Here is a 23297-nt window from a genome sequence, read left to right on the forward strand (position 1 = left end):
TGTAGAATGCTATTATTAAAGTAAATAAAAACTCCCTACCGTATTCAACTCTGCGTTAAACCAAGCTCTTCGTAGCATAGCTAAAAATTCCCCCTTCGCAATAGCCATTTGCATCATCTGCTTGAGAGCGGCATAGCCTATCTCTGGATTGGCATCTCCGAGGATAAAATTCGGATTATCCGTTTCAATAAGTTCGCCAGTTTTAGGAAAAATAATTACCCCTTTGGCAAATGGTTCTAAGACTTTATCAATGTGAGATGGAAATTTTATCAGAACTGTTATCGCGCCATAAAAAAATAATTGAACGCCTATCGTGTACGCGTTTAACACGTGAACGAACGTAGCGTGTGCATTGTCATTCAAGAATCGTGTGCCATCTGGTGTCAATACAATCTCTACGTCAGACGCATCGCCGTTGAAAAGCTTAGAGCGCACGAAATCTAAGTTTATGGCTGAAAGCTGGCTCTGTGTTCCGAGAGATAGCAAAGAAAGATAAGCTATTTTAACTAATGATAATCTAATATCTTTTTTACTGATATCTAAATCGATATCTATGGGAACAAGCGGCGCAATTTCAATCTCAGTCAAAGGAATACCCTTAATCAGATTCTTCAGATCCCAACCTAATTTAATTGCAAATCCTGTAAGTGATTTATCTATGTGAGACTCTGATCCCTTCGGCCCAGAAGCAGAGATGAATTTTCCATCTTCAGAGAGGATCGGCCTTTCAAATCTCAGATTTGTGATTTGAGCCTGTTCGGCAATGACTCTGTATTTTTCTCCATTAGATTCAAAGTCAAAAATGGGATATCTGCTGGTTCTTGAGTTTTTCACGTTTAGTACGATGGATATCGGCTTCAATGCTTCCTGAATTGCCACATCTATGGAGCTGCCAAATTCACTGTTGCATTTTTTGCATATTAAGTCATTTTTTACCCAAGTTCCACCTATACCAGCTGGGAAAATGTGTTCTTTGGTAAAGTATTGCCCCAATGGGTCATCTGAGCTCAATGGTCTTAGCATTTTACGGCTGCAGATTACACACTTTTTCTTCATGAGGAGCTTACCTCAATAAATCTGTGGAATGGTGTTCGCCCGAAAACGCTCTCCTTCATTTCGATTAATCCTCCCAAACTCCCCCACCTTATTCGTCACCAACACCGCCTCAAGTGCCAGCGTATGCCCAGCAAGCAAACATAAATTTGGGGCGACCCGCTGAGAATCTCAGCCGTCGCCCCTTCAATTCAACTGCGCTCAGCCCTCAATCCACCAAAAGCGGAATCAGCACCGGATTGCGGCCCGTCACCTTGCGGACAAACCGCCGAACGGCTCCGTACATGTCGTCGCGGATGTCTTCGAGGCGCTTCTTGTCGCGGGTGCCCTGCTCCACCGCTTCAAGCGCCACTTTGCGAATCTGGTTTTCCAGTTCACGGTTGCTGCGAATAAAGCCGCGTGAAACGAGTTCAATATGCGGCGTGGGGTGCAGCACTGCCGTGATGATCAGCACTCCTTCTTGGCTCATGCTCATGCGGTCCATGATGATGTCGTCGCCAATGTCGCCCACGCCGAGGCCGTCCACGTACACTGCGCCCGCCGGAACCGTGCCGACCACTTTGAAGTCGTCGGGGGTCAGGCGCACGATGTCGCCGTTCTTGGCCACCAGCGTGCGCTGCGGCGGGCGGGTGGCGGTCTGGGCGAGGCGGGCGTGGTTGATCTGGTGACGCGGCTCACCGTGCCAGGGCAGGAAGTATTTGGGGCGGGCCAGATTCAGGATGTGAAGCTGCTCCTCGCGGCTGCCGTGCCCCGAAGCGTGAACCTTCTGGTTGGGTGGATACAGCACGTCCACGCCAATTTCATACAGCCGGTTAATGACGGTGTTGACCGCTTCCTCATTGCCGGGAATCGGGCTGCTCGACAAGATCACCGTGTCGCCGCGCTTGAGGGCGATCTTGGCGTGGTTACCAAAGGCGAGGCGCGAGAGCACGCTCATCGGCTGCCCCTGCGACCCGGTGCAGATGTAAAGGACCTGCGAGTCCTGCATACTGCCGACTTCGTCGCTGGTCACGAGGGGGTCTTTGAACTCCATGTAACCGAGTTGCTGCGACACCTGAGCGTACTTGAGCATGCTGCGCCCTTCCATCACCACCCGGCGGCCCAGTTTCTCGGAGCTTTTGATGATGTTCTGAACGCGGTGCGTCTGCGAGGCGAAGGTGGTGATAAAGACCCGCCCCCGCGCCGACTTGATGAGTTCTTCCATGTTCTCGGCCACTTCAGCTTCGCTGATCGACCAACCGGGCCGCTCGGCGTTGGTGCTGTCACTGATCAGCAGCAGCACGCCCTCGTCACCGGCCTTCTCGATGCGGTCGAGCTGGCTGAGTTTGCCGTCCGTCGGGGTACGGTCAATTTTGAAATCGCCGGTATGCACCACTTTGCCCACCGGAGTGGTCAGCACGTAGCCCATGTTGTCAGGAATCGAGTGGGTGATTCGGAAAAAGTCCACCACGAAGTGCTGCCCGATTTTGACTTGAGCGTCGATTTCCACTTCGCGCAGGTCAGTGTCGGCTTCCTTGATCCCGAACTCGCTGAGCTTCTCGCGCAACAGGCCCAAAGTCAGCGCCGCGCTGTACATCGGCACACGCGGCAGCCTCGGCATGATGTAAGGCAGCGAGCCGATGTGGTCTTCGTGGCCGTGCGTCAAAATCCAGCCTTTGATCAGAGCGGCGTTTTCTTGCAAGTAATCGATCTTGGGAATAATTAAATCGATGCCGAGCTGGTGAGCCTCGGGAAAGGCGAGGCCGCCATCGACGACCAGAATTTCGTCGCCGTAGCGGTAAGCGAACATGTTCTTGCCGATTTCGCCCATGCCGCCGAGCGGGATGACTTCCAGGGCGTCGTGGGAAGTGGGTTGTGGATTCATGGGTATTCCTTGTCTCCGGCAAAACAGCCGGGGTGCTGAAGAGGACGGGAATTTAGGCTTTGCTCTTTGGCAATCGGCCGCCGAGCGTGGGCCATAAAAAAGAGGGACATCAAAAGAAAGGCAATCAAGCGTTCGGCGAGCAAAATGGGGTGCAGCAAGTTTTTGCCGTCAAAGCCGTGAAAGGCGTCCGTAAACGCAGTGCAAACAGATTAACACGAATGCCGCCGCGTAACCGGAAGTTTCCTTGCCAAACCCCCAATCCCTGTGCTGAGCCCACGGCAGCGCCCATGAGCAGACTGAGAAAATGCCCACTCCAAGTGAGAAGGTTTAAGGAAAACCAATCTTTTCGAGTACAATGTATGGCGTGACCCGCCAACGCATACTTGTGATCGAGGACGATCTCGATATCGCCAACGTCTTGCGCCTTGATCTCTCTGACGCAGGCTTTGACGTCGACCACGCCGACACGGCCATGACCGGACTGATCAAAGCGCGTGAAGACCAACCCGAACTGATTTTGCTCGATCTCGGCCTCCCGGATTTTGACGGCGGCGACGTGGTGCAGCGGCTGCGCAAAAACAGCACCGTCCCGGTGATTGTGCTGACCGCCCGCGACACTGTCGAGGAGCGGGTGAGACTGCTGGGCCTCGGCGCAGACGACTACGTTATCAAGCCCTTTCACCCCGACGAGCTGCTGGCCCGCATCAAAGTCCAACTGCGCCAGCGCGGCTCGGAAAGCCTGACGCTGGGCGACCTCGAACTCGATCCGCAAAAGCGTTTGGTGCGCTACAAAGGTGAAGAGTTGCGGCTCTCGCCCAAAGAGTTCGATATCTTGGCGCTGCTGATTCGCCAGCCCGGACGGGTCTACTCGCGCCAAGAAATAGGCCAAGACATCTGGCAAGGCCGCTTGCCCGACGGCAGCAACGTGGTGGACGTTCACATGGCCAATCTGCGGGCCAAACTGCGCGACCTCGACGGCTACGGCCTGCTCAGAACCGTACGCGGCGTGGGCTACGCCCTGCGGAGCTGAGCGAGCGTCCCGACTTCTCAGCGTTTAGGGTTAGATGAAACTGACAATCTCCTCATAGGCCAGCCGTTATCTTGAGCAAATGTTGATTCCCGCTTCAATCACCGCGCCTGCTCCTGCCGAGCGAGGCGGGAAAAAGTAATGGAAACAGCAAAGCAGGGCGAGACGCTGCATGTCCTTTTGATTGAGGACAACGAAGCCGATGTGGGCCTGATTCGGGCGGCTTTAGAAGAGCTGCAAGCTGTAGATTCGGCTGCCGGCTCCGTGTGCTTGTACGTGGCCAGAGACGGCAAAGAAGCCCGGGAACTGCTGCTGAGCGAAGCCCGCATCGGCTTGGTGCTGCTCGACCACCGCTTGCCCGGCGAGGACGGCTTGCAGTGGCTTGAAGCCATTAAAAGTCACAGCGACCTCGCCCTGCGCCGCTTGCCGGTGGTGATGCTCAGCGGCAACGACACCGAAGAGCAAATTCGCCGCGCCTACCACGCCTACGCCAGCGCTTACCTGATCAAGCCTGCCGATCCCGACGGCTTGCGCCAGATGGTCGGCTCACTGGTGGCCTTTTGGGGTCAGGTTGCCCGGCTGCCCAACCGCCTTTAGGATGACGGGCTTTAAACGGAAGCAGGCAGCGTGAGCGGCGGCTTTTACATTTTGATCGCCGGAGCGCTGCTGCTGGCTAGTATCGTGGGCAGCAAAGCTTCGGGGCGGCTGGGCGTGCCGGGTTTGCTGCTGTTTCTGGGCGTGGGGATGCTGTCGGGCAGCGACGGCCCCGGCGGCATCGAATTCAGCAATTACTTGTTCGCGCAGTGGGCCGGAACAGTGGCGCTGTGCTTTATTTTGTTTCAGGGCGGCTTGAGTACCGAGTGGTTGCTGGTGCGGCCCGTTCTCAAAAAGAGCTTGTCGCTGGCAACCCTCGGCGTGCTGTCCAGCACCGGCCTGATGGGCGCGTTTGCCCACTTCGTGTTTGGAATACCCTGGCTCACCGCCCTGCTACTGGGCGCAGTGGTCAGCTCTACCGATGCCAGCGCCGTGTTTACGGTGCTCAAGGAGCGGCGGCTGGGACTGCGCGGCGAAATTACCCCGCTCCTCGAACTCGAATCCGGCGGCAACGACCCGATGGCCGTCTTTTTGACGCTGGGCCTGATTACCCTGATCCAAAAGCCTGAGCTAAGCGCTTTTTCCATCGTGCCGAGTTTTTTTCAGGAAATGCTGCTGGGAGCGCTGTTCGGCTACGTGCTGGGGCGGGTGAGCTTGTGGGCCATCAACAAACTCAATTTGCAATTCGAGGGCCTGTATTCGGTGATGGTGATTGCGCTGGCGTTGATGATTTTCGGCGCAGCGGCCAGCGTTCACGGCAGCGGCTTTTTGGCGGTGTATATCGCTGGATTGGTGCTGGGCAACGCCGACTTTATTCACAAGCGCAGCGTCCTTGATTTTCTGGACGGCGTGTCGTGGCTGATGCAAATTGCCATGTTCTTGATGCTGGGGCTGCTGGTCAATCCGCACGAACTGCTGCCCACCGCTGGGCTGGCGCTAGCCTGCTCGCTGTTTTTGGTGTTTGTGGCAAGGCCCGTCAGCGTGTACTTGAGTCTGGCCGCTTCCAAAATGCCTAAGCGCGACAAAAGCATGGTGGCGTGGGTGGGCCTGCGCGGCGCGGTGCCAATTGTGCTGGCGACCTTCCCGCTGCTCTCGGGTGTTCCCGGCGCGAAGATCCTGTTTAACGTGGTCTTTTTCATCGTGCTGACCAGCGTGCTGCTGCAAGGCACCACCCTCACGGCGGTGGCCCGGCTCCTCAAAGTGCGCGAGGCAATTCCTGAGCGCCCGGTTTACCCGATTGCTTACCGGCCCACCGGCACGGGCCGGAATGACATGACCGAGGTGGACGTCAAGGTGGGCAGCGAGGCCGACGGCAAGCGGATTATGGATTTGAGATTGCCGCCCGGTGCGCTGGTGATTTTGGTACACCGGGGCGGCGAATTTTTGGTTCCCAAAGGAGCCACCACTCTTCAGGCCGGAGACAGCGTGTTGGTGCTGGCGATTGGTGAGGACTTGCGGGCGGTGCAGGCCAAGCTGGGCGCGGAGACTTTGTTGAGCGCCAATCGGATCCAGACCTTAAAACTGCTTTCCCTGAGCAAAGAGGGTAAAGCTTGAAGGGCCTGTTTCCAAGGAAGGCAAAGGCGGCCAACTTCAAGCTGTTGGCGCACCCCAAGACCCACTTCTCGACGTTACAAGCGTCCCGCCGCATTTTTGCTAGACTCAGTCCATGACGATGGTTCGAAATACGCGGCAAAGGCAGGCGGTGCTTCAGGCGCTGCAGACCACCCGCAGCCATCCTGACGCGGCTTCTATCCACAAAGCGGTGCGCCAAGACTTGCCCAGCATCAGCCTCGGCACGGTTTACCGCACCCTCGACGCTCTGGTCGCAGGCGGCTTGGCCGTGACGATTGAGCGGGCTGGGCAGGCCACCCGTTACGATTTTCGGCGCGACGATCACCACCACCATGCGGTCTGCCGTTCGTGCGGAGCCATCTTCGATCTCGAAGTCAAAGACGCGCCGCACCTGCCGCCCAGCCAGTTGCCCAGCGGCTTTCAAGTGGCCGACGTGAGACTAGAAGTTCACGGCTTTTGCGCTGAGTGCCAGTAGGTCAGGAATAAAACTTCCTTCCCATCTCGACAAAATCAGAAGCGTCTTTATCTGGCTTCACGATCAAGGTATGAGAAGAACAGCCGGATTCTTTGGTTCTTCTGGCAGCATTGCCAGGTTGGACTTCGTACCCGTTGGAAAAGGGATCCAAACAGAATTACTGTGAAAATCAACTCAGTAGATAATGACTGGATCTACTGTGAAGGGCCACTGTCCATCATATTGAGATGATATGAGCGTAGTCCGGTAAGGCCTGAATGACGCTGCGTAAAATACTCTAGTGGCCAATGAGAGGAAAGTAAAAACGCCAGCGAGCACGGCGGCGCTTGCCTGTATCCGTTCACAGCTTTTCGAAACAGCCCTCGAATTGTCTGGCGTTTACTGGGTTTAGTCTCAATAAATAATGACGCCGGTAGTACAAAAGATACGGCGTCAACTTGTTCAAAGTTTGAAGATTTACTCGCCCAATCAGGGTGTCTTGAGCGCGTACCCAATCCCGCGTACCGTGCGAATAATTCCGTAGCCGTCGAGGTCGCGCAGCTTGGCCCGCATATTGGCCATGTGAACGTCGACCACGTTGCTGTTGCTGGGCAGTTCGCCGTTCCAGACCTCGCGCTCGATCTCTTGGCGCGAGTAGACCCGGCCCGGTTGCCGCGCCAGAAAAGTCAGCAGATCAAACTCTTTGGGCGAGAGGCGAACTTCGTGGCCGTTGTAATGACACAGCCGCTTTTGCGGGTGAATTTCCAGTGCGCCGATCTGAATGACCTCGCCGTGCTGCTGGTGGCGCAACTGCACTTTGACGCGGGCCACCAGTTCTTCAGGATGAAAGGGCTTGGTCATGTAGTCGTCAGCGCCGGCTTCCAGCAAGTTGACTTTGCGGTCTACCGCGTCCATCGCCGTCAAAATAATAATCGGCACCGCGCTGGTTTTACGCAGGCGGCGGGCAATCTCAGCGCCGTCGAAGTCAGGCAGGCCGAGGTCGAGGATCACCAAGTCAGGAGCGTTTTCACGGGCGCTGGTCAGGCCAGTCACGCCGTCGGGCGCAGTCAAAACGCGGTAGCCCGCTTGCTCAAGTTCGTACTGCACCACGCGGGTGATGTCGGGGTTGTCTTCAATCAGGAGAATGCGTTGTTCCATAATAATTCATCTTCACTGAGGTGGGGAGAAGCCTCAGCGCCTTTCCGATGCTTAGGGGTCATCTTAATGAAGGTAGCCCGCCAGCGGTTAAGCGCTGCCCCTGAGCTGATTTATGCTCCCTTAATAAGCTCTTAGCGCAACGAGAGTTGGGGATGTGAATTGCCTAAAGGCGCTCATCACTTGAATCTGGACGTGGGCTAAAAAACACACCCCCAGGGAGCTTCATCTGGGCCTCTGGGAGTGGCTTGCACAGCCGTGAAAAAGTCTCGGAGACGAAGCAGCCAAAGCGTGGCGTCCGCCACATTTCCACAAAAGATTGCCCTACAATGCCGTATTAACGCTTATCTTCATAAGACGGCGAACAGCACCATGAGCCGTCTCATTGAATTAGAAAACGCCCTTCATCGATTTAGAATCAGTCCAGATCTACAGCCCACCACGCTTCACGCTGAGCGGCCAGCCTTGCGCGGGGATCACCGAGAGCGCTGAGCGCCTTGGCAAGTCCATTCCAATCTTGCTCGCTGAGGGGATCAATCGTCAGCGCCCGCTGGTGAAACTGCGCGGCGTCTTTGACCCGGCCCGCTTCTCCGGCGGCGCGGGCAGCGAGGCTCAGCACCGAGAGCTGGGCTTGTTCGAGACGCGAGCGCACATCGTCGGCCCAGGGCGAGTCGACTCCCGGCAAAAATTCGCCGTACATGCTGGAGAGTTCGCGCAACTCCTCCAAGCCGAGACTGCCCGCTTCGGCCTGCTTAGCCAAAAGTTCAAAGCGCTTGGCATCGTAAGTCGGATTGATTTCCTCGGAGAGGGTATAGCGGCGGTTGGTGCTGACCACCGCTTCGTTGCTCAGCGAACGCCTCAAGCGGTGCAGGGTCGTGTGGAACAAGCTGCTGGCCCGCGCTTCGTCTTTTTCGGGCCAGAGCGCTTCGGCAGCTTGCCAACTGGTGACTTCTTTGTGTTCGAGCAAGTAAAAGAACAGCTCCAGAGCTTTGCGCGACACCCAAGAAACACCGTCACCCTTCCAGATGACTTGGGCGGTGCCCAGCGCCTTGGCTTCAGTGCCGCTGGCTCCCTGCGCCGCCAAACCCGCACGCCTTAGTCGGGCGTCGATGGCCGTCAGCAAATCTTGGGGCGTGAACGGCTTGGGCAGATAATCGTCGGCTCCCAAGTTCATACCGCGCCGCACGTCGCCGCGCTCGGCGTGGCTCGACAGCAGCATAAACGGCATGGCCGATCGCTTTTCATTGGCCCGCACCTGTTCCAAAAATTCTAGGCCGGTCATGTACGGCATCACCACGTCGCTGATGACCAAATCGGGGGTAAACACGTTGAGCATTTCCAGCGCTTCAACCGGATGGCTGCTGGTGCGGACTTCGTGGCCAGCCCGCGAGAGAATAACGCTGATGAGTTTAAGGATGGCAGCGTCGTCGTCCACCACCAAGATACGCGGCATATGAGAAGTGTAACAGCTTGATGCGCCCGCCCTGTCAGATAAGCCGCACAGAGGACGAAAAAGGCATAAGCCTTTGCGCCGCCGCGCCTCGTCTGCTACACTGTTAAATTGCGTGTCTGCTCCTTTGTACCCACGCACCGAATCACACAAAACAGGAGGTGAAACTATGCAAAATCAATACGATCTCAACCTGATTCTCAACCCCAATTTGAGCGGGGATCAGCTTCAAATCGAGAAAGATTACATCAGCAACGCCGTGCAAAACGCCGGAGCCGAAGTGATGAACCTCGACGACGCGGGTAACCGCCGGATGGCGTACCCGATTCAGAAAGACCGCGAGGGCTACTACTTGATGTACACCATCAAGGCCGCCGGCGATCCCGAAAAGGACATCGCTGCCAGCTTGCGTCTGCGCGACAACGTGCGCCGCGTCTTGGTGGTCAAAGACCGCCCGGAGTGGAAGACCAAGAAAGCTTGATCTGCCCTTTCCTTTGTTACGCTCTTGACGTAACGCCCCGATTTTGTTAACCTTGTCTTACCTTCGTGTATTCGTACACCCAGGCCACGCCCGCAACCAGCCCCAAGCCCATTAGCTACGATTAGTACGTACAGGAGAACTCACATGGCCCGTGGAATGAATCACGTTTATCTGGTTGGCAGCCTTGCCCGCGACCCCGAATTGCGCTACACCCCCAGCGGGGTGCCGGTGTTTGAAGCCACGATTGCTGGCGAAGATCACCTGATGGGCAATGACGGCAAAGAGCGCAAGTTGCCCTGGTATCACCGCGTTAGCATTTTGGGTAAGCCCGCCGAGTGGCAATCTGAGCGCAACCTCAAGGCCGGAGACCCGGTTTTGGTGGAAGGCACCTTGGATTACAGCCAGTGGGAAGCGCCCGAAGGCGGCAAACGCTCGCAGGTGCGCGTCAAAGCGCTGCGGATGGAATCGCTCGGCACTCAGCCAGAGTTGGTTCAAGACGCTGGCGGCGGCGTGCGGATGGGCGGCGGCTGGAACACCGTAATGGTGGTCGGCAACCTTGCCCGTGATCCCGAACTGCGCTACACCCCCACCGGGGACGCGGTTCTCGGCCTGAGCATGGCGGTAAACGAAACCTGGAAAGACCGGAACGGCAACCAGCAAGAGAAGACCCACTGGATCGACATTACCTTGTGGCGGGAGTTGGCAGAAGCTTGCCAGAACCTCAGCAAAGGCGACCCGGTGCTGATTCAGGGACGGCTGGTCAACGACAGTTGGCAAGACAAAGACGGCAACAAGCGCAACACCACCAAAGTAGAGGCAACGAAAGTTGAAGCCTTAGCCCGAGGCGTGGGTGTCGGCACACCCGCAGCCACCTCCAGTGCGCCCCGTATGCAGGCCACGGGCAGCGCACCGACGCGCAGCGCACCACCAGCGCGGGCGGCAGCATCGCCGCAGGGGAACCGTTCGGCAGGCTTAGATATTGATCAGGGCCTCGATGATTTTCCGCCGGAAGAAGACCTGCCGTTTTAAACCTCACCTTTTGAAGGCCGTTGAGGTCAGGCAGGATGCACCACCCTTAAGGACACCATGACCCAAACTGACCGTGACCGCAAACCGCGTGCCAAAGGGCCCAAGCGCCCCCGTAAGCCCAAGGTTGATCCGTTTGCCATCGGCGAACTCGAAATCACCGACTACAAAGATGTCAAGATGCTGCGCCGCTTCGTCTCCGACACCGGCAAAATCTTGCCCCGCCGCCGCACCGGCCTCTCGGCCAAGCACCAGCGCCGCATCGCCCAGACTGTCAAGTTGGCGCGTCAGCTCGCACTCTTGCCCTACACCGAGAAACTGGTTCGGAAGTAAGGATACTTATGCAGATTATCTTGCTCGAACCGGGCCGACTGGGGCAGGTCGGTGAAGTGGTGGACGTCAAAGCTGGTTACGCCCGCAACTTCCTGATCCCTCAGGGCATGGCCCTGCCCGCCAACAAAAACAACATGCAGAGCTTGGAAGCGCGGATCAAATCGCGTAACAAAGTGCTGGCCCAAGAGAAGAAAGCCGCCGAGAATATGGCTGAGCGCATGAAAGACCTCAGCGTCGAACTCAGCGTCAAAGCCGGCGAAGGCAAAATCTACGGTGCAGTGACCCACGCCGACGTGGCCGCCGCGCTTGCAGAGAAGGGCTTTGAGGTTGACCGCCGCAAGCTGGACATGCCCAAAGCCGTCAAAGAAATTGGCGAGTACGAAATTGCTTACCGTGCCCACTCCGAAGTGAGTGTGCCGTTTAAGCTGATTATTCACGCCAAGAAGTAAGCTCTAAGCCTCACTTCAATTCAAAAGCACGCCCTTCCACTACGGAGGGGCGTGCTTTTTGGCTTTGAGGGCTATGGGCTGAAGCGTCCCAGCCTTCTGGGGCCAGCGCTACGCCACCGTCACCGACAAGACGTATTCGCTTCGGCTGTTCAAAATGTCCTAGCCACCTGCCACCACATCCACCGCGCCGTCCACAAAGCTCAACTCAAGCGCTTGACCCGCGCTGACTTGCCCGGCCCGCGTCACCACCTCTCCCGCCGCGTTTCTGACCAGAGCGTAGCCGCGTGCCAGGGTGCGCTCCGGTGTCAGGCCGAGAACCTGGCGCATGGTGGCATCCAAGCTGGCAGAAGCGGCGTCCAGCGTGGTGCGGGCGGCGCGGTGGATACGCTCGTTAAGCCGCTCGGTGCCGCTTTCAGCCTGACCCAGCACCTCGCGGCTGTACAAACGAATGGTCTGATAGGCTGCCAGCGTTTCCTCAACCCGCTCGACGACGGTGCCGACGATGTACGCCGCCGCTTTGCTGGGCGTGTCTGTTCGCACGTTGGCGAGTTCATCCAGAATGGTGTCGTCGCGGGCGTGGCCGATGCCAGTGATGACCGGCATGGGAAACGCTGCCACAGCGCGGGCCAGCACTTCGCTGTTGAGCCACGCCAAATCTAAGCTGGCCCCGCCACCGCGAATAATGACCAGAGCGTCGGCCGCCTCCTCCGCGTGGGCGTCGAGGGCCGCTGTTAGAGCGCCTAGCAAACTGGCTTCGGCAGCCACGCCCTGAAAGGTGGCTTCAAAATACTGCACGTCCAGCACGCCCGCTCCCTGTAAGCGGTCGAGTTCGCCCCGAAAGTCTCCGAGGCCTGCCGCCTTCGTCGGGCTGAGCACCAGCAAGCGGGTGAAGTCTTGCGGGATGGGCAGCGAGCGGTTTTTGTCGAGCAACTTTTCACGGGCCAGCGTTTTGCGGAGTTCGTCCAGGCGCAGCGCGGCGTCGCCCAAGGTAAATTCCGGCGAGGCGTCGAGGATGTGCAGCGAAAAGCCGTACTGCGGGTGAAACTCGGCAGTGACAAACAGCAACACGCTCATTCCGGCCATCAGCACGCCTCCGGTGGCGCGGCGGAACTTGGCTTCTAAGGCAAAGCGCTCACGTGCCCACAGCGTTGCCCGGCACTTGGCGACTTCGCGCCCGTCTTCGCCGACTTGCACCAGATCGAGGTAAAGGTGGCGGCGGTCGGTCAGCGAGGCAATTTCGGCCCTGACCCACACCGCGCCGGGAATACCGCGTGAAAGGACTTGCTCCACATAAAAGAGCAGGTCGCGCAAATTGAGGGTGGTTTGGGGAGCGGCGGAAGGCATAAGCGCAGGCTAGCGCACTGGCATTAACGTCAAGCCGTTAGCGCAAAGCCAGCAGCCGTCCCGCCAACGCCGCTCCCATTCCCAGCCCCACATTGCCCAGCAAGTAAAGCGCGACCCTGCCCCACTCGCCGCGCAGCAAGAGGCCGTCAAGTTCTACGCTGAAGGTCGAAAAAGTCGTGTAAGCGCCCAGAAAGCCCACACCCAGCGGCAATCTCAATTCGGGCGGCAACACCCCGCGCCCGATTGCAGTCAGCAAAAAAGCCAGCACGAACGAACCGGAAACGTTGATCAGCAGCGTGGCGAAGGGAAAGGCGGCCCAAGCTGAGCGGCTCAGCAGGCTCACGATCCACAGGCTCAGGGCGTAGCGGGTCACAGCCCCGGCTGCTCCGCCGAGCGCGACGAGAAGGGCGGCTTGGGCAGTCATGCCCAGCAGGATAACGCCAGACACGGGCTTTGGCTCAGGGCGCTAAACTTGCGGCGTGATACGCGCCAAAACGCTCAGCGGCGAGGAGTTGGACTGGGCGCAGGTGCTGGCCCTGCTGCACGCCGCGCCCGCCAGCTCAGCCGAGCAAAAGACCTCCGATTCGCAAAAACCCGTGCCGCAAAACGTCTGGGTGGATGTGCAGGCTCCAACGCCCGAAGAATGGCAGTCCATTCGCGCTGCGTTTCCCCTGCACCCGCTGGCGATGGAAGACGCGCAGGAAGAAGGCCATTGGAGCCGCTTCGAGTCGTATCCGGCCCACGATTTCATCACCTACCGCACCCTCTCCAAGCCCGAGGAGTGCGACGAATTTACCGAGCGGATCAGCTTGTTTTTGTTTCAACCCAGCGCCGCGCACGAGGTCGGCAGCATCCTCAGCATTTCGCGGCGCGGCACGCTGTACCTCGGCGACGTGTGGAAAATGGTGGGCCGCGAGTCGGTCAACACGCCCGCCGAAGTGGCCTACGAGCTGCTGGAACACGGCACCGATACCTTTGGCCTTTATGCCAATGCCCTGGAAACCCGCATTGAAGGAATGCAGGAGCAGGTCTTCAAGAACGAGCCGCGAGACCTGATCACCACCGTCTTTGAATACAAGCACGACCTTGCAAAGGTGAGGCGCTTGTGCAGCGACGCCCGCGAAGCGCTGCTGCTGCTGGTGCGTCACGGCCACGCCGAGGGCGGCGACGCTATTCTTTACCGCGACGCCCTGAGCAACCTCGACCGCGCCGTACTGCGTTTAGAGGGCGAGCGCGAGGCGCTGACCAGCCTACTCGACATGTCACTGGGTTTTCAGGGGCAGCGCATGAACGAAGTGATCCGCACCCTAACGGTGGTCAGCACCATTTTTTTGCCGCTGACCTTTCTGGCGGGCGTGTGGGGCATGAATTTTAAGTTCATGCCGGAATTGCAGTGGCCTTACGGCTACGCCCTCGCTTGGGGCAGCTTCGTGTTGGTGGGCCTGATCATGGCGCTGTATTTCAAGCGCCGGGGCTGGTGGTGAGGCAGGAGGTAAGGAGAGGGGAGCCGCTTAGCCTTTACTGATCAAGCACCTGCTCCCACCGTAATAACTGCTGTCGGTGCCGCTGTACTTGTTGATAATTGCCGTGATTTCGCTGTTGGTTCCCCGCAAAGACGAGCCCCGGTACGGCAAACGGGTTTCGTTTTCGTCCGGCACGCAGACCACGTAGCTCGCGCCGACTTTCAACCAAGCTTCAGCAATGATGCCGCCGCTGTTGGTGACGAGGTAGCCTTTGTCGGCGTCCACGAAATACTGCTGCCGCGCCGGACTGTACTGGGTTTTGGCTTGGGTAAGCTTGAGTTTGCCGTCAAAGGCTTTGCCATTTTGATCGGTGCCCGTCAGCACGTACACGTCGCCGGGCCGCAGCGGATTGTCGGCAGTGTTGACCGAGTTGCCAGCGGTCTTGGTGGCGGCGGGCGCACAGGCGCACAGCAGCGAAACCGTGAGCAGCAGGGGAGATGAGCGCAAGAAAGATTTCACAATAAGGAGTTTAGCGCCGGCGTGCCCGAACGTACATCAGGGCCACGCCCAGCACCGTCCAGAGTGCTCCGCGCCAATCACCCGCCAGCATTTGCACCACCCCGATGGCAAAACTCGCAATCCCGCCCAGCAAACCCCATACGCCCATAGCGCCGAGTCTAGGCCGCCCGCTCTGGCAGACTTCTGACACTCACTACCCGCTCTAAAACACGTCCCAGCGCTTCATTAACCACACCACCAGAGTCAATGTCAGGCCCATAAAGATGAAAATCGCCAGCGTCATCCAAGCTTTGTCCTGGTAAGGCAGCGGCACGTTCATGCCGAAAATGCCGGTGATGAGCGTCGGAATGGCAATCAAAATGGTGCTGATGGTCAAGAACTTCACCACTTGGTTGACGTTGTTGCTGATGATGCTGGCAAACGCGCCCGCCATGCTGGTCAGGATGTTACTGGCAATGCCGACCATTTCAATAGCCTGCAAATTTTCAATCAGCACGTCGTCGAGGAGGTCGCGGTCTTCTTCGTAGAGTTCAAAGATGCGGTCACGTTTGACCCGCTCCATCATGGCTTCGTTGGCCCGCAGACCCGTCATGAAATACACCAAGCTCTTTTCCAGCTTGAGAAGTTCCAAGAGTTCTTGGTTGCGGGTGGAGTTTTCGAGTTTGTCTTCAGTGCGGTCGACTTGTTTATTGATATGCCGCACGTCGATCAAAAAGCGCTGGGCACTCCGCAAGAAAAGCTGCAAAGTGAGACGGTTGCGCTTGCCCGTGCTGACTTGCCTGACCATTCCATTGATCACGTCCTTGACCACCGGATTGGCCATTGAACAGACGGTCACCACGCAGTGATCGTTGTGCAAGATGCCCAGCGGCACGGTGTCGTAAGGAATGTCCGAGTCCTCGCCGAGGCGGTAACTGGTCTGCATGATGATCAGCAGTTGATTGTCTTCGCGCTCGAAGCGGGCGCGTTCGTCAGGATCGAGCGGGTAGCTCAGGTAATCGAGGTCAAGGCCCGTCTCACGCGCCACACGGGCAAGTTCTTCGGCGCTGGGAGCCTGCGCATCTATCCAGCAGCCGTCGGTGTAGGTGTCCAAAATGGTGAGCTTACCGCCCACACTGCGGTAATAGGTCAGCATGGCAAAGCGCCGCAGATCACATCAGAATAAAATTTAAAGAGTGCAGCAAAGTAGCACATGGCAACCTCCGAACTGAAAACGGCAGCAGTAAAACACGGTGGCGCGGCCCAGTGGCCACAACGGAAGCCATACTGGGGGGTTGTTCGTTGTCGTTCACCATGCCGCTCACCTGCCTCTTGGGTGCTGAAGTTCTGGGCCGGACGCTGCGCTTTTGGCCGCCCGTCATGCTAGCCCAGCCTTTGGGGGTAAGGCAAGCCTCATTGGGGCCCTCCAAATGCGCTAGAGTAAGCGGCTGAACCGCTGCCCGCATTTGCTTCTCGCGGGCCGCGCCTGACTTTTTTGCAGCGATTCCTTCTAGTTAAACTCCTGCGCGAGTGACGAGGTTTTTTATGGCCGAACAAGATATTGACAAGCTCCTTAGCCTGACCGACAGCAAGTACCGCTTATCGGTGGTGACGGCCAAACGCGCCATTCAGCTCAAAGCCGGTGCGCCCAGCGTGTTGCCGCCGGATGTGAAGGCCAGAACCCACAACCTCGTGACGCAGGCCATGCGCGAACTGGCCACCGGCAAGCTGACAGTGGGCGAGCAACTGATCGACGAAAGCCGCTTCCAGCAAGATTACCAGCGCCAGCGCCAGGCCCAGTTGCAGGCCCAGCTCAACGCTGAGCGCGAACGCGAACGCGACTGATTATCTCGGCTGAGTCAATGGACTGAGCAATTAGCCTGTAAAAGGCGGCGGGAAAGGAGCGGAGAGAAGCTCTCCTTCCCGCCGCTTTCTTTTGTTCCTTCCGCTAAGCTGGGGCGGTGAGTACATCTGATTTTTCACCCCGCGCCCTCGTTATCGTGGCGGGCAGCATGGCGGCCGTCAAAGCGCCGAGTGTGCTGCGGCGGCTGCGGGAAGCTGGCTTCGAGGTGGACGTGATCGCCACCCGCGCCGCGCTTGAGTTTGTCACGCCGCTGAGCCTTACGGCGGCAGCAGGGCGCGAGATCGCCACCGACGCGACTTGGTTTGAAGCCAGACCCGACGCTCAACACCTGACCCTCGCCCGCGCAGACATCAGCGTGATCGTGGGAGCCAGCGCCGACCTGCTGGCCCGCGCCGCGCATGGCCTGGCCTCCGATCTGGCCAGCGCCACCCTGCTGAGCGTGCGCGGCAAGGTGCTGTGGGTTCCGGCGATGAACGAAAAAATGTGGACACACCCCGCCGTAGCGGCCAACGCCCAGACCTTGAAAAATTGGGGCCACCACTTTTTGGGCCCGCAGCACGGCGCATTCGGCACGCTGGGCGAGGGCGCGGGTGTAGGCCGGATGGCCGAGCCGGAAGAAATCGCGGCGGCGGCGCTGGAACTGCTCAAGGCTTCCGGCCCTGCCCATACTCCAGACCTCAAAGGGCTGAGCTTGGTCGTTTCGGCTGGCCCTACCCGCGAATACCTCGATCCAGTGCGCTTTATTTCCAATCCCAGCAGCGGCAAAATGGGGTACGCAGTGGCCCTAGAAGCCCAAGCACGCGGGGCAGCCGTAACTTTGGTGAGCGGGCCAGTGAATTTGCCCGACCCGGCGGGCATCACACTGGTCAAGGTGGAAAGCGCCCTAGAGATGCACGCTGCGGTGCTGGAGGCCGCTCAAGACGCCGAGATCGTGGTGATGACGGCGGCCGTGGCCGATTACCGCGCCGCCACCCCAAAGACTGAGAAGGAAGCCAAAACGGCGGGTGAGGTCAGTATCCACCTGACGCCCAACCCCGACATTCTGGCTGCGCTGGGCCGCGAGAAAGGCGGACGGGTGCTCGTCGGCTTTGCAATGGAGACGCACGCAGGTGTGGAGCGGGCGGCCCTCAAAGCGCAGCGCAAAAACGCCGACTTTATTTTGCTCAACTACCCTACCCAGCAGGGCACCTCGTTTGGCGGCGACGACAACCAAGTCACCTTGGTGCGCCCGAACGGCAGCTTTGAAGAGTGGCCGCGCCTGAGCAAACGCGAGGTGGCCACCCGATTGCTGGACGAAGCTTTGCAAGTGTATATGCAGCATTCTACTGCATAATTATGCGCTAGAATGCCCGCCTATGCTCAGCAAGGATCAGCGCCAAAAGCGTATTCAAGAAATTATTGCCCGCGAAAATGTCTCTACCCAGGGCGAGTTGGTAGAACGCTTACTCTCAGAGGGCGTTCAGGTGACGCAGGCCACCGTCAGCCGCGATATTAACGAGCTGCGCTTGGTGCGGGTGCCGATGGGCAAAGGGCGGCACCGCTACTCGCTGGCGCAGGTGCGCGGCAACGAGAACTTGGAAGGCGAACTCGCCCGCCTGTTTCAAAACATGGTGCATGACGTTGACCGGGGCGAGAACATGCTGGTGATCCGCACCGCCGAGGGCCACGCTTCGGGCATTGCCCTGCTGCTCGACAAGCTCAGCCGCGACGACATTGTGGGCACCATCGCCGGAGAAGACACCATCTTCGTGGTGGCCCGCAGCATTGAGGAAGGCGAGACGCTCCTCGAAGAATTTCACGACTTGATGCTGGGATGAGAATGCCTCGCCTGAGTTGGTGACTCTGGCTGCGCCCACCTTAAGTCGGCGGCGGCTTCTGAGTTGAGGATCAGTCCAGAAAGTCCCGCGCCCGCAGGTGGGCCATGCGGACATTGAAACGCTCCGCCGCCTTAACACCGCCGAGTTGCCCGGTGCGCTCACGGCCCTCGCGGAACTGCTCGGAGCTCCAAGCCCACTTGTAAAAGTCTTGATAAAAGCCCATCACCTCGGCGGCCACCTCCAACGTATCTTCTACGTTGATCAGGACTTCGGGATAGGGGCTGGCGGGCGCGTAGTACTGGTAGAAACGGATGCTCTCGCGCCAGGGCTCGCGCTTCTGAACTTCTTCGCCGCTTTCCAAATTCGGCGTGTCGCTCAGATCGGGCGGCGGCAAAACCGGATCGGCTTCGTTAATGATTTTAGGAATGCGGGCCAAGGTGATGGCGTCGTAAGCGATTTTGGCGCTCATGCGGTGGTCGGGGTGAGGGTGGTCGTCGCTCCAGGTGATGACGGCATTGGGCCGAAACTGAGCGTAGAGGCGGGCGAGTTGCAACCCCTCGGCGCGGCTACCGGTCATGCGGCTGTCGCCCATATCGAGAAAGTGGTGCTGAGCGCCGATCTTGTCGGCCACCCACGCGCCGTGCTGGCGGCGAATTTTGGTGACTTCTTCGTGCGGGGCGTCGCCAAATTGTGAAGCGAGTTCGCCCAAAGTCGTCCAGACCAACATCACTTCGTCGCCGCGTGCCGCGTGCTTGGCGAGGGTGCCGATACAGCCTATTTCGTCATCAGGATGGGCAAACACAGCCATGATTCGCATAGCGGCCAGCATACTCCCGGCGCAGTGAGAGCGTAAACGAGACGCGTCACTCTATGGGAGCTGGGTTTGTTGAGGCGTGAAGCGCAGCACGACTAAGAGCGCCCGGTGATCGCTGCCGCCAGCAGGCTGCACTTCGGCGCTCACGGCACTGAGCTTCACAGCAGCGGAACCGCGCGAGAGCACATGGTCAATTCGCAACACCGGCCAACTGGCCATGAAGGTGTAGCCAAAGCCCCGCCCAGCCGTGTCCCAAGCGTCACTCAACTCGGCGGTCAGGGCGCGGTAAATTCGTCCACGCGGCGGAGTGTTGAAGTCTCCGGCGACGATCAGCGGCCCGCTGATGGCGGCGGCTTCGCGCTGAAAAATTTCTAACTGCTGTTGCCGGTTGCCGCGGGTGGTCATCGCTTCACCGTCCAAGACTTTGCTGAGCATCACGGTTGAAAGGTGCAGGTTGATCAGCGTCAATTCGCCCTGCGGGGTCTTGAGACGCGTCACCAGAAAGCGGCGGGTGGTGTTGGGCAAAACGACTTCGCGGGTGGACACCACCGGAAAGCGGCTGAGCGTGACGACTTCGGCCCCCAGCGTGCCGGAGCGCGAAACGAAGTAGCCGGGCAACTTGGCCAAAAGCTCGTCGGTAAACGGCCAACGCACGCCGTTGGTTTCCTGCAGGGTGATGATGTCGGCATTTGCAGCGCGGATTTGGTTGGACAGCCGCTCGACGTTGCCGAGCCTTCCACGAGCGATGTTGTAGGTCAGCAATTTGAAATCACTAGGCTGGGGAGGCTCGGCACTGTGCCAGGTGAAACCCAAATAAAACAGTGCCGCCCCGCATGACAGCAGCGCCGGAAAAAGGCCGCGCACGTCGCCGCGCCGCACCAGTCTCAGCAGCACCAGCAGCAGCAAAATTGGCGCGGGCCAAGCCAGCAGCACCGGAGGCACATAGGCCAGCAGCAAAGTCGGCAGCGTTCGCTCGGCCACCCACTCGCCCAGCGCCCACACCAGCGCCAGCAGCAGCAAATACGCCCAGCCGAGGCGAGAGACGTTCAGCGGGGGCAGATGGAGGCGGGGCAACTTGAAGCGGCGCATCGCTTCCTACTTTGACATAGGCGGCTCTGGCACCAGAAGCGGCGGCACAGAAAACGAATCCAAAAGCTCTGTCCAAAAGGTGATGTTGGCTTCCTGGTACAAAAAACCCATCCGCAAGGTGTGCCGCCCAAACGCACTCGGGCCTGCCGCTGAGAGGTCAGGAAGGCGGCTGAGCGCTTGATACACCGCCAAGCGCTCGCGGTGAACTTGCAGTTGCTCGGCAGCGAGTTGCCGCACCTGCTGAGGCGAGCCTTCCTCGGCAAAAAACAGCTTGAGCAGGCCGAGGTCGCGCAGTTCGGGAAAACCGGCAGGCTCAGACAGCCAGTCTTGCAGCGCCGCTCTCCCCGCTGGCGTCACCTGATAAGTGCGTTTGCGCCGCCCGCCGTCTTCCTGTGTGTCGTTGAGCAGGCCCAGCGAAACGAGGCGCTGCGGCTCGGCGTACAGCTGCGAGCGCGGAAAGTTCCAGAAATGGCCGACCGATTCGTCAGCCCAGCGCTTGAGGTCGTAGGAGGTGCCGCTGCCGCACTGACTCAGCAGTCCCAGCACGATATAAGCCGAAGGGCCCAGCGCCTGACTTGCATCACTCACCCTGACAGTCTACACTTTCTTCAGACCATCCAGAGTAGACCATTCAAAATGGATGGTTAGCGGTCAGGGAGCAACCTATGACGCCCAGCAGCGCAACAACTGGCCCAGACACACAGACGGTCAGCACCCGTGCCAACCCTGCACCCAGCCGCTTGACTGCCGAGCTTGACGGGGACTTCGTGGTGTTTATGATCGGAATGCGGATCAACAAGCCGTGGAAGGTATCGGCATGGCTGCCGGTGTTTTTGGCGATGCCCAAAATGCTCGCCGAACTGGAGAAAGCGCCGGAACTCGGCCTCCTCGGCGGGCGCTTCGCGGGAACCACCCTGATTCAGTTCTGGCGCAGCAGCGAACACCTCAACGCCTACGCCCAGTCGCGCCAGCACGTTCACCTTCCGGCGTGGCGGGCCTTTAACCAAAGCGCCAGAACATCGGGCGGCACGGTGGGTATCTGGCACGAAACTTACCGCGTGGCGGCAGGAGAGTACGAAACGGTGTACGTCGATATGCCCGCCTTTGGGTTGGGTCAGGCGGGCAAACTCGTGGCGGCCAGCGGGCGCAGGGCCACCGCAGCGGGGCGGATGGGCGGTGAAATCAAAGGAGCTTAGCTGGCTTTTTGCTTAGCTGGTTTTGGCTTTTTCCGCCGCCTGCATCGCCAAATACATCTGGTACTGCGGCGCACCGCCGAGCATGTTCTGGCCGCCGTCTACCGGCAAAATCACGCCGGTGATGTAGCTGGCGGCGTCGGAGACCAAAAACAGCGCTGCGTTGGCGATGTCTTGCGGCACCCCGAAACGGCCCAGCGGCACAGTGCGGGTAAATTGCGAGCGCGTTTTTTCGTCGGGCGCAAGGCGGGCCATGCCCTCGGTGCCGTCAATCGGGCCGGGAATGATGGCATTGACGCGCACGCCGCGCAGCCCCCACTCCACCGCTAACGTTTGCGTCAGGGCGTCCACACCGGCCTTGGCCGCCACCACATGCGCCTGCATCGGCACTGGCACACCGTAGGCGCTGATGCTGAGGATGTTGCCGGGCTGCTTCAGGTGCGGGGCCGCCGCTTTGATGGTGTGGTAGGTGCCGATCAAATCGATTTCCACCACCGTTTTGAAGCCGTTGGGGCTGATGCCGTCCACCGGGGCCGGGAAGTTGCCCGCCGCACCCGCCAGCACGATGTCGAAGTCGCCCTGAGCGGCTATGGCCTGCGCGACTGCTGCTTGCATGGCCGCGAAGTCGCGCACGTCGGCGCTGACGCCAATGGCTTTGCCGCCCTCTGCCACGATGCCCGCCGCCGCGTTCTGGGCTTTTTCGAGGTTGCGGCCCAGAATCGTGATGGCGCAGCCGTGCGCCGCGAAGCTCTGGGCAATGCCGAGGTTGATGCCGCTGCCGCCGCCGGTAATCAGGGCGTGCTTGCCCGCCAGCAAATCAGGGCGGAAGGTCGAAGTTGCGGGGTGTGGCTGGGTCATGGTGTCTCCTTGTGGTTGTGGTGGTTTTTGCTGCTCACGACCCCCTGAAAAGGGAGAGGAATAAAGATGAAGGGCTTCGCTTTTAGCTCCGCTGGAAGGGGAGAATGAGCACAGCGACCAAAGTTATTTCACTTCCGAAACGCCGCCGCCAGCCCCTCCGCTGTCATGTGCTCGGCGTTCCAGTCCACCGCCTGACTCAGACTCTCGGCATGGGGCAAAGCAGCGTTGAGCACTTTTTTGGTGCCTTCCAGCGCCTTTGGCGGCAAACTGGAGAGGTGAGCAGCCAACTCCGCAGCGCGGGCAAACAAGGCTTCGGGGTCTGTGAGCACTTCAGTGACCAAGCCAATGCGCTCGGCTCTGACGGCGTCGATCGGCTCTCCGGTGAGGGCCAGTTGCCGCGCCCAGCCCTGCCCCACGATGGCGGGGAGGCGCTGGAGGCCGCCCAGATCGGCAGCGATGCCGAGGCGCACTTCCGGCAAGCTGAAGCGGGCGTCCGCGCTGCACAGACGAATATCGCAGGCGCTGATCAGTTCGGTGCCTGCTCCGATGCACCAGCCGTGTACGGCGGCGATCACTGGAATGGGCAGCGCCGCCACGCCTTCAAAGGCCAGATGCATCGGGGCGACTTGGGCGCGGAACTTTTCTAAATTGCCCAGTGACTCGCCGATGCTCTGGGCCGAGGCTTTCACGTCCAACCCCGCGCTGAACAACTCCTCGCCGCGAATGATCAGCGCTCTGGCCTGAGCAAGTTGGGGCAAGACTTCGGCCATTTCTCGCCAGAAAGTTGGCCCCATACTGCCTTTTTTGGAAATGATGGTCAGGGTGGCGACCTCACCTTGGGAGGTGAGCCGAACGGTTTGGTGACTCATGGCCGGAGTTTAGCGCGGGAAAGTGAACTG

General features: G+C 59.1%; 27 protein-coding genes. 13 read left to right on the forward strand and 14 right to left on the reverse strand.

The features are described from left to right. Positions 1-15 precede the first annotated feature (15 nt). Both EHF33_RS09160 and EHF33_RS09165 read right to left on the reverse strand, forming a co-directional pair. Positions 16-1011 carry an HNH endonuclease gene (locus EHF33_RS09160; RefSeq protein WP_164473445.1) on the reverse strand — a complete coding sequence of 332 codons (996 nt, stop codon included), beginning with the start codon at positions 1009-1011 and terminating at the stop codon, positions 16-18. A 250-nt stretch (positions 1012-1261) separates the two neighbouring features. Next, entirely contained in the window at positions 1262-2917 is a 1656-nt protein-coding gene (locus tag EHF33_RS09165; RefSeq protein WP_124870374.1) for a ribonuclease J, read from the reverse strand. Positions 2918-3272: 355 nt separating this feature from the next. Here EHF33_RS09165 and EHF33_RS09170 point away from each other — a divergent pair, with 355 nt between their 5' ends. The 4 genes from EHF33_RS09170 (at position 3273) to EHF33_RS09185 (ending at position 6585) form a co-directional block, all read left to right on the forward strand. Next, positions 3273-3947, forward strand: a complete 675-nt coding sequence (locus EHF33_RS09170; protein ID WP_420889936.1) for a response regulator transcription factor — start codon at positions 3273-3275, stop codon at positions 3945-3947. A gap of 138 nt (positions 3948-4085) precedes the next feature. Continuing rightward, a complete protein-coding gene (locus EHF33_RS09175; protein WP_124870380.1) occupies positions 4086-4541 on the forward strand; it encodes a response regulator in 456 nt (151 codons plus the stop codon). A gap of 30 nt (positions 4542-4571) precedes the next feature. Next, entirely contained in the window at positions 4572-6092 is a 1521-nt protein-coding gene (locus EHF33_RS09180) for a potassium/proton antiporter (RefSeq protein ID WP_124870383.1), read from the forward strand. 112 nt (positions 6093-6204) lie between these two features. Then, the gene (locus EHF33_RS09185; protein ID WP_124870387.1) at positions 6205-6585 is read left to right on the forward strand and encodes a Fur family transcriptional regulator; all 381 of its coding nucleotides are present in this window, start codon (positions 6205-6207) and stop codon (positions 6583-6585) included. A gap of 468 nt (positions 6586-7053) precedes the next feature. Here the strand turns inward: EHF33_RS09185 and EHF33_RS09190 are convergent, their stop codons facing one another. Continuing rightward, positions 7054-7722 carry a response regulator transcription factor gene (locus EHF33_RS09190; RefSeq protein ID WP_124870390.1) on the reverse strand — a complete coding sequence of 223 codons (669 nt, stop codon included), beginning with the start codon at positions 7720-7722 and terminating at the stop codon, positions 7054-7056. 415 nt (positions 7723-8137) lie between these two features. Continuing rightward, positions 8138-9172, reverse strand: a complete 1035-nt coding sequence (locus tag EHF33_RS09195) for an AfsR/SARP family transcriptional regulator (protein WP_124870393.1) — start codon at positions 9170-9172, stop codon at positions 8138-8140. Positions 9173-9338: 166 nt separating this feature from the next. On the opposite strand from EHF33_RS09195, the gene rpsF reads away from it, so the two are divergent. The 4 genes from rpsF (at position 9339) to rplI (ending at position 11458) form a co-directional block, all read left to right on the forward strand. Next, positions 9339-9650 (forward strand): 30S ribosomal protein S6, encoded by a 312-nt coding sequence (gene rpsF, locus EHF33_RS09200; RefSeq protein WP_124870396.1) that lies wholly within the window; start codon positions 9339-9341, stop codon positions 9648-9650. A gap of 144 nt (positions 9651-9794) precedes the next feature. Further along, the gene (locus EHF33_RS09205; protein ID WP_124870400.1) at positions 9795-10679 is read left to right on the forward strand and encodes a single-stranded DNA-binding protein; all 885 of its coding nucleotides are present in this window, start codon (positions 9795-9797) and stop codon (positions 10677-10679) included. 57 nt (positions 10680-10736) lie between these two features. Continuing rightward, the gene (rpsR, locus tag EHF33_RS09210; RefSeq protein WP_124870403.1) at positions 10737-11009 is read left to right on the forward strand and encodes a 30S ribosomal protein S18; all 273 of its coding nucleotides are present in this window, start codon (positions 10737-10739) and stop codon (positions 11007-11009) included. Between the two features lie 8 nt (positions 11010-11017). Next, on the forward strand, positions 11018-11458 hold the full coding sequence (gene rplI / locus EHF33_RS09215) for a 50S ribosomal protein L9 (RefSeq protein WP_124870406.1): 441 nt from the start codon (positions 11018-11020) through the stop codon (positions 11456-11458). A 159-nt stretch (positions 11459-11617) separates the two neighbouring features. On the opposite strand, the gene xseA is transcribed toward rplI, so the two are convergent. After that, complete coding sequence (xseA, locus tag EHF33_RS09220; protein ID WP_124870409.1) at positions 11618-12802, reverse strand: exodeoxyribonuclease VII large subunit; 1185 nt, start codon at positions 12800-12802, stop codon at positions 11618-11620. A gap of 37 nt (positions 12803-12839) precedes the next feature. Further along, complete coding sequence (gene crcB, locus EHF33_RS09225) at positions 12840-13226, reverse strand: fluoride efflux transporter CrcB (protein ID WP_124870411.1); 387 nt, start codon at positions 13224-13226, stop codon at positions 12840-12842. Positions 13227-13281: 55 nt separating this feature from the next. Between crcB and EHF33_RS09230 the strand changes: the two genes are divergently transcribed. Then, a complete protein-coding gene (locus EHF33_RS09230; protein ID WP_241191116.1) occupies positions 13282-14286 on the forward strand; it encodes a magnesium transporter CorA family protein in 1005 nt (334 codons plus the stop codon). Between the two features lie 27 nt (positions 14287-14313). Here EHF33_RS09230 and EHF33_RS09235 read toward each other — a convergent pair whose 3' ends face one another. Genes EHF33_RS09235 through EHF33_RS09240 form a run of 3 tightly spaced genes read right to left on the reverse strand, consistent with a single transcriptional unit; the run spans position 14314 to position 15919 of the window. Next, positions 14314-14784, reverse strand: a complete 471-nt coding sequence (locus EHF33_RS09235) for a hypothetical protein (RefSeq protein WP_124870413.1) — start codon at positions 14782-14784, stop codon at positions 14314-14316. Positions 14785-14794: 10 nt separating this feature from the next. Further along, positions 14795-14932 (reverse strand): hypothetical protein, encoded by a 138-nt coding sequence (locus EHF33_RS21095; RefSeq protein ID WP_164473446.1) that lies wholly within the window; start codon positions 14930-14932, stop codon positions 14795-14797. A gap of 54 nt (positions 14933-14986) precedes the next feature. Continuing rightward, positions 14987-15919: a magnesium transporter CorA family protein gene (locus EHF33_RS09240; protein WP_124870416.1), complete on the reverse strand. Its 933-nt coding sequence runs from the start codon at positions 15917-15919 to the stop codon at positions 14987-14989. A 389-nt stretch (positions 15920-16308) separates the two neighbouring features. Here EHF33_RS09240 and rpoZ point away from each other — a divergent pair, with 389 nt between their 5' ends. From rpoZ to argR, 3 genes are all read left to right on the forward strand, one after another. Continuing rightward, positions 16309-16608, forward strand: coding sequence for a DNA-directed RNA polymerase subunit omega (rpoZ, locus tag EHF33_RS09245; RefSeq protein ID WP_124873026.1), 300 nt, complete (start codon positions 16309-16311; stop codon positions 16606-16608). Between the two features lie 116 nt (positions 16609-16724). After that, positions 16725-17960: a bifunctional phosphopantothenoylcysteine decarboxylase/phosphopantothenate--cysteine ligase CoaBC gene (coaBC, locus tag EHF33_RS09250; RefSeq protein ID WP_277425525.1), complete on the forward strand. Its 1236-nt coding sequence runs from the start codon at positions 16725-16727 to the stop codon at positions 17958-17960. Positions 17961-17982: 22 nt separating this feature from the next. Further along, complete coding sequence (gene argR, locus EHF33_RS09255; RefSeq protein WP_124870419.1) at positions 17983-18444, forward strand: arginine repressor; 462 nt, start codon at positions 17983-17985, stop codon at positions 18442-18444. A 70-nt stretch (positions 18445-18514) separates the two neighbouring features. Here the strand turns inward: argR and EHF33_RS09260 are convergent, their stop codons facing one another. Genes EHF33_RS09260 through EHF33_RS09270 form a run of 3 tightly spaced genes read right to left on the reverse strand, consistent with a single transcriptional unit; the run spans position 18515 to position 20935 of the window. Then, positions 18515-19261: a PIG-L deacetylase family protein gene (locus EHF33_RS09260; protein ID WP_124870422.1), complete on the reverse strand. Its 747-nt coding sequence runs from the start codon at positions 19259-19261 to the stop codon at positions 18515-18517. Positions 19262-19312: 51 nt separating this feature from the next. Continuing rightward, positions 19313-20347, reverse strand: a complete 1035-nt coding sequence (locus EHF33_RS09265; protein ID WP_124870425.1) for an endonuclease/exonuclease/phosphatase family protein — start codon at positions 20345-20347, stop codon at positions 19313-19315. Between the two features lie 6 nt (positions 20348-20353). Next, positions 20354-20935: a PadR family transcriptional regulator gene (locus EHF33_RS09270; protein ID WP_124870427.1), complete on the reverse strand. Its 582-nt coding sequence runs from the start codon at positions 20933-20935 to the stop codon at positions 20354-20356. Positions 20936-21012: 77 nt separating this feature from the next. On the opposite strand from EHF33_RS09270, the gene EHF33_RS09275 reads away from it, so the two are divergent. Beyond that, entirely contained in the window at positions 21013-21543 is a 531-nt protein-coding gene (locus tag EHF33_RS09275; protein WP_124870430.1) for a DUF4188 domain-containing protein, read from the forward strand. Between the two features lie 12 nt (positions 21544-21555). Here the strand turns inward: EHF33_RS09275 and EHF33_RS09280 are convergent, their stop codons facing one another. Next, positions 21556-22398 carry an SDR family oxidoreductase gene (locus EHF33_RS09280; RefSeq protein WP_124870434.1) on the reverse strand — a complete coding sequence of 281 codons (843 nt, stop codon included), beginning with the start codon at positions 22396-22398 and terminating at the stop codon, positions 21556-21558. A 128-nt stretch (positions 22399-22526) separates the two neighbouring features. Beyond that, a complete protein-coding gene (locus EHF33_RS09285; protein ID WP_124870437.1) occupies positions 22527-23267 on the reverse strand; it encodes an enoyl-CoA hydratase-related protein in 741 nt (246 codons plus the stop codon). Positions 23268-23297 lie beyond the last annotated feature (30 nt).

The organism is Deinococcus psychrotolerans, assembly GCF_003860465.1.
GTDB lineage: Bacteria > Deinococcota > Deinococci > Deinococcales > Deinococcaceae > Deinococcus > Deinococcus psychrotolerans.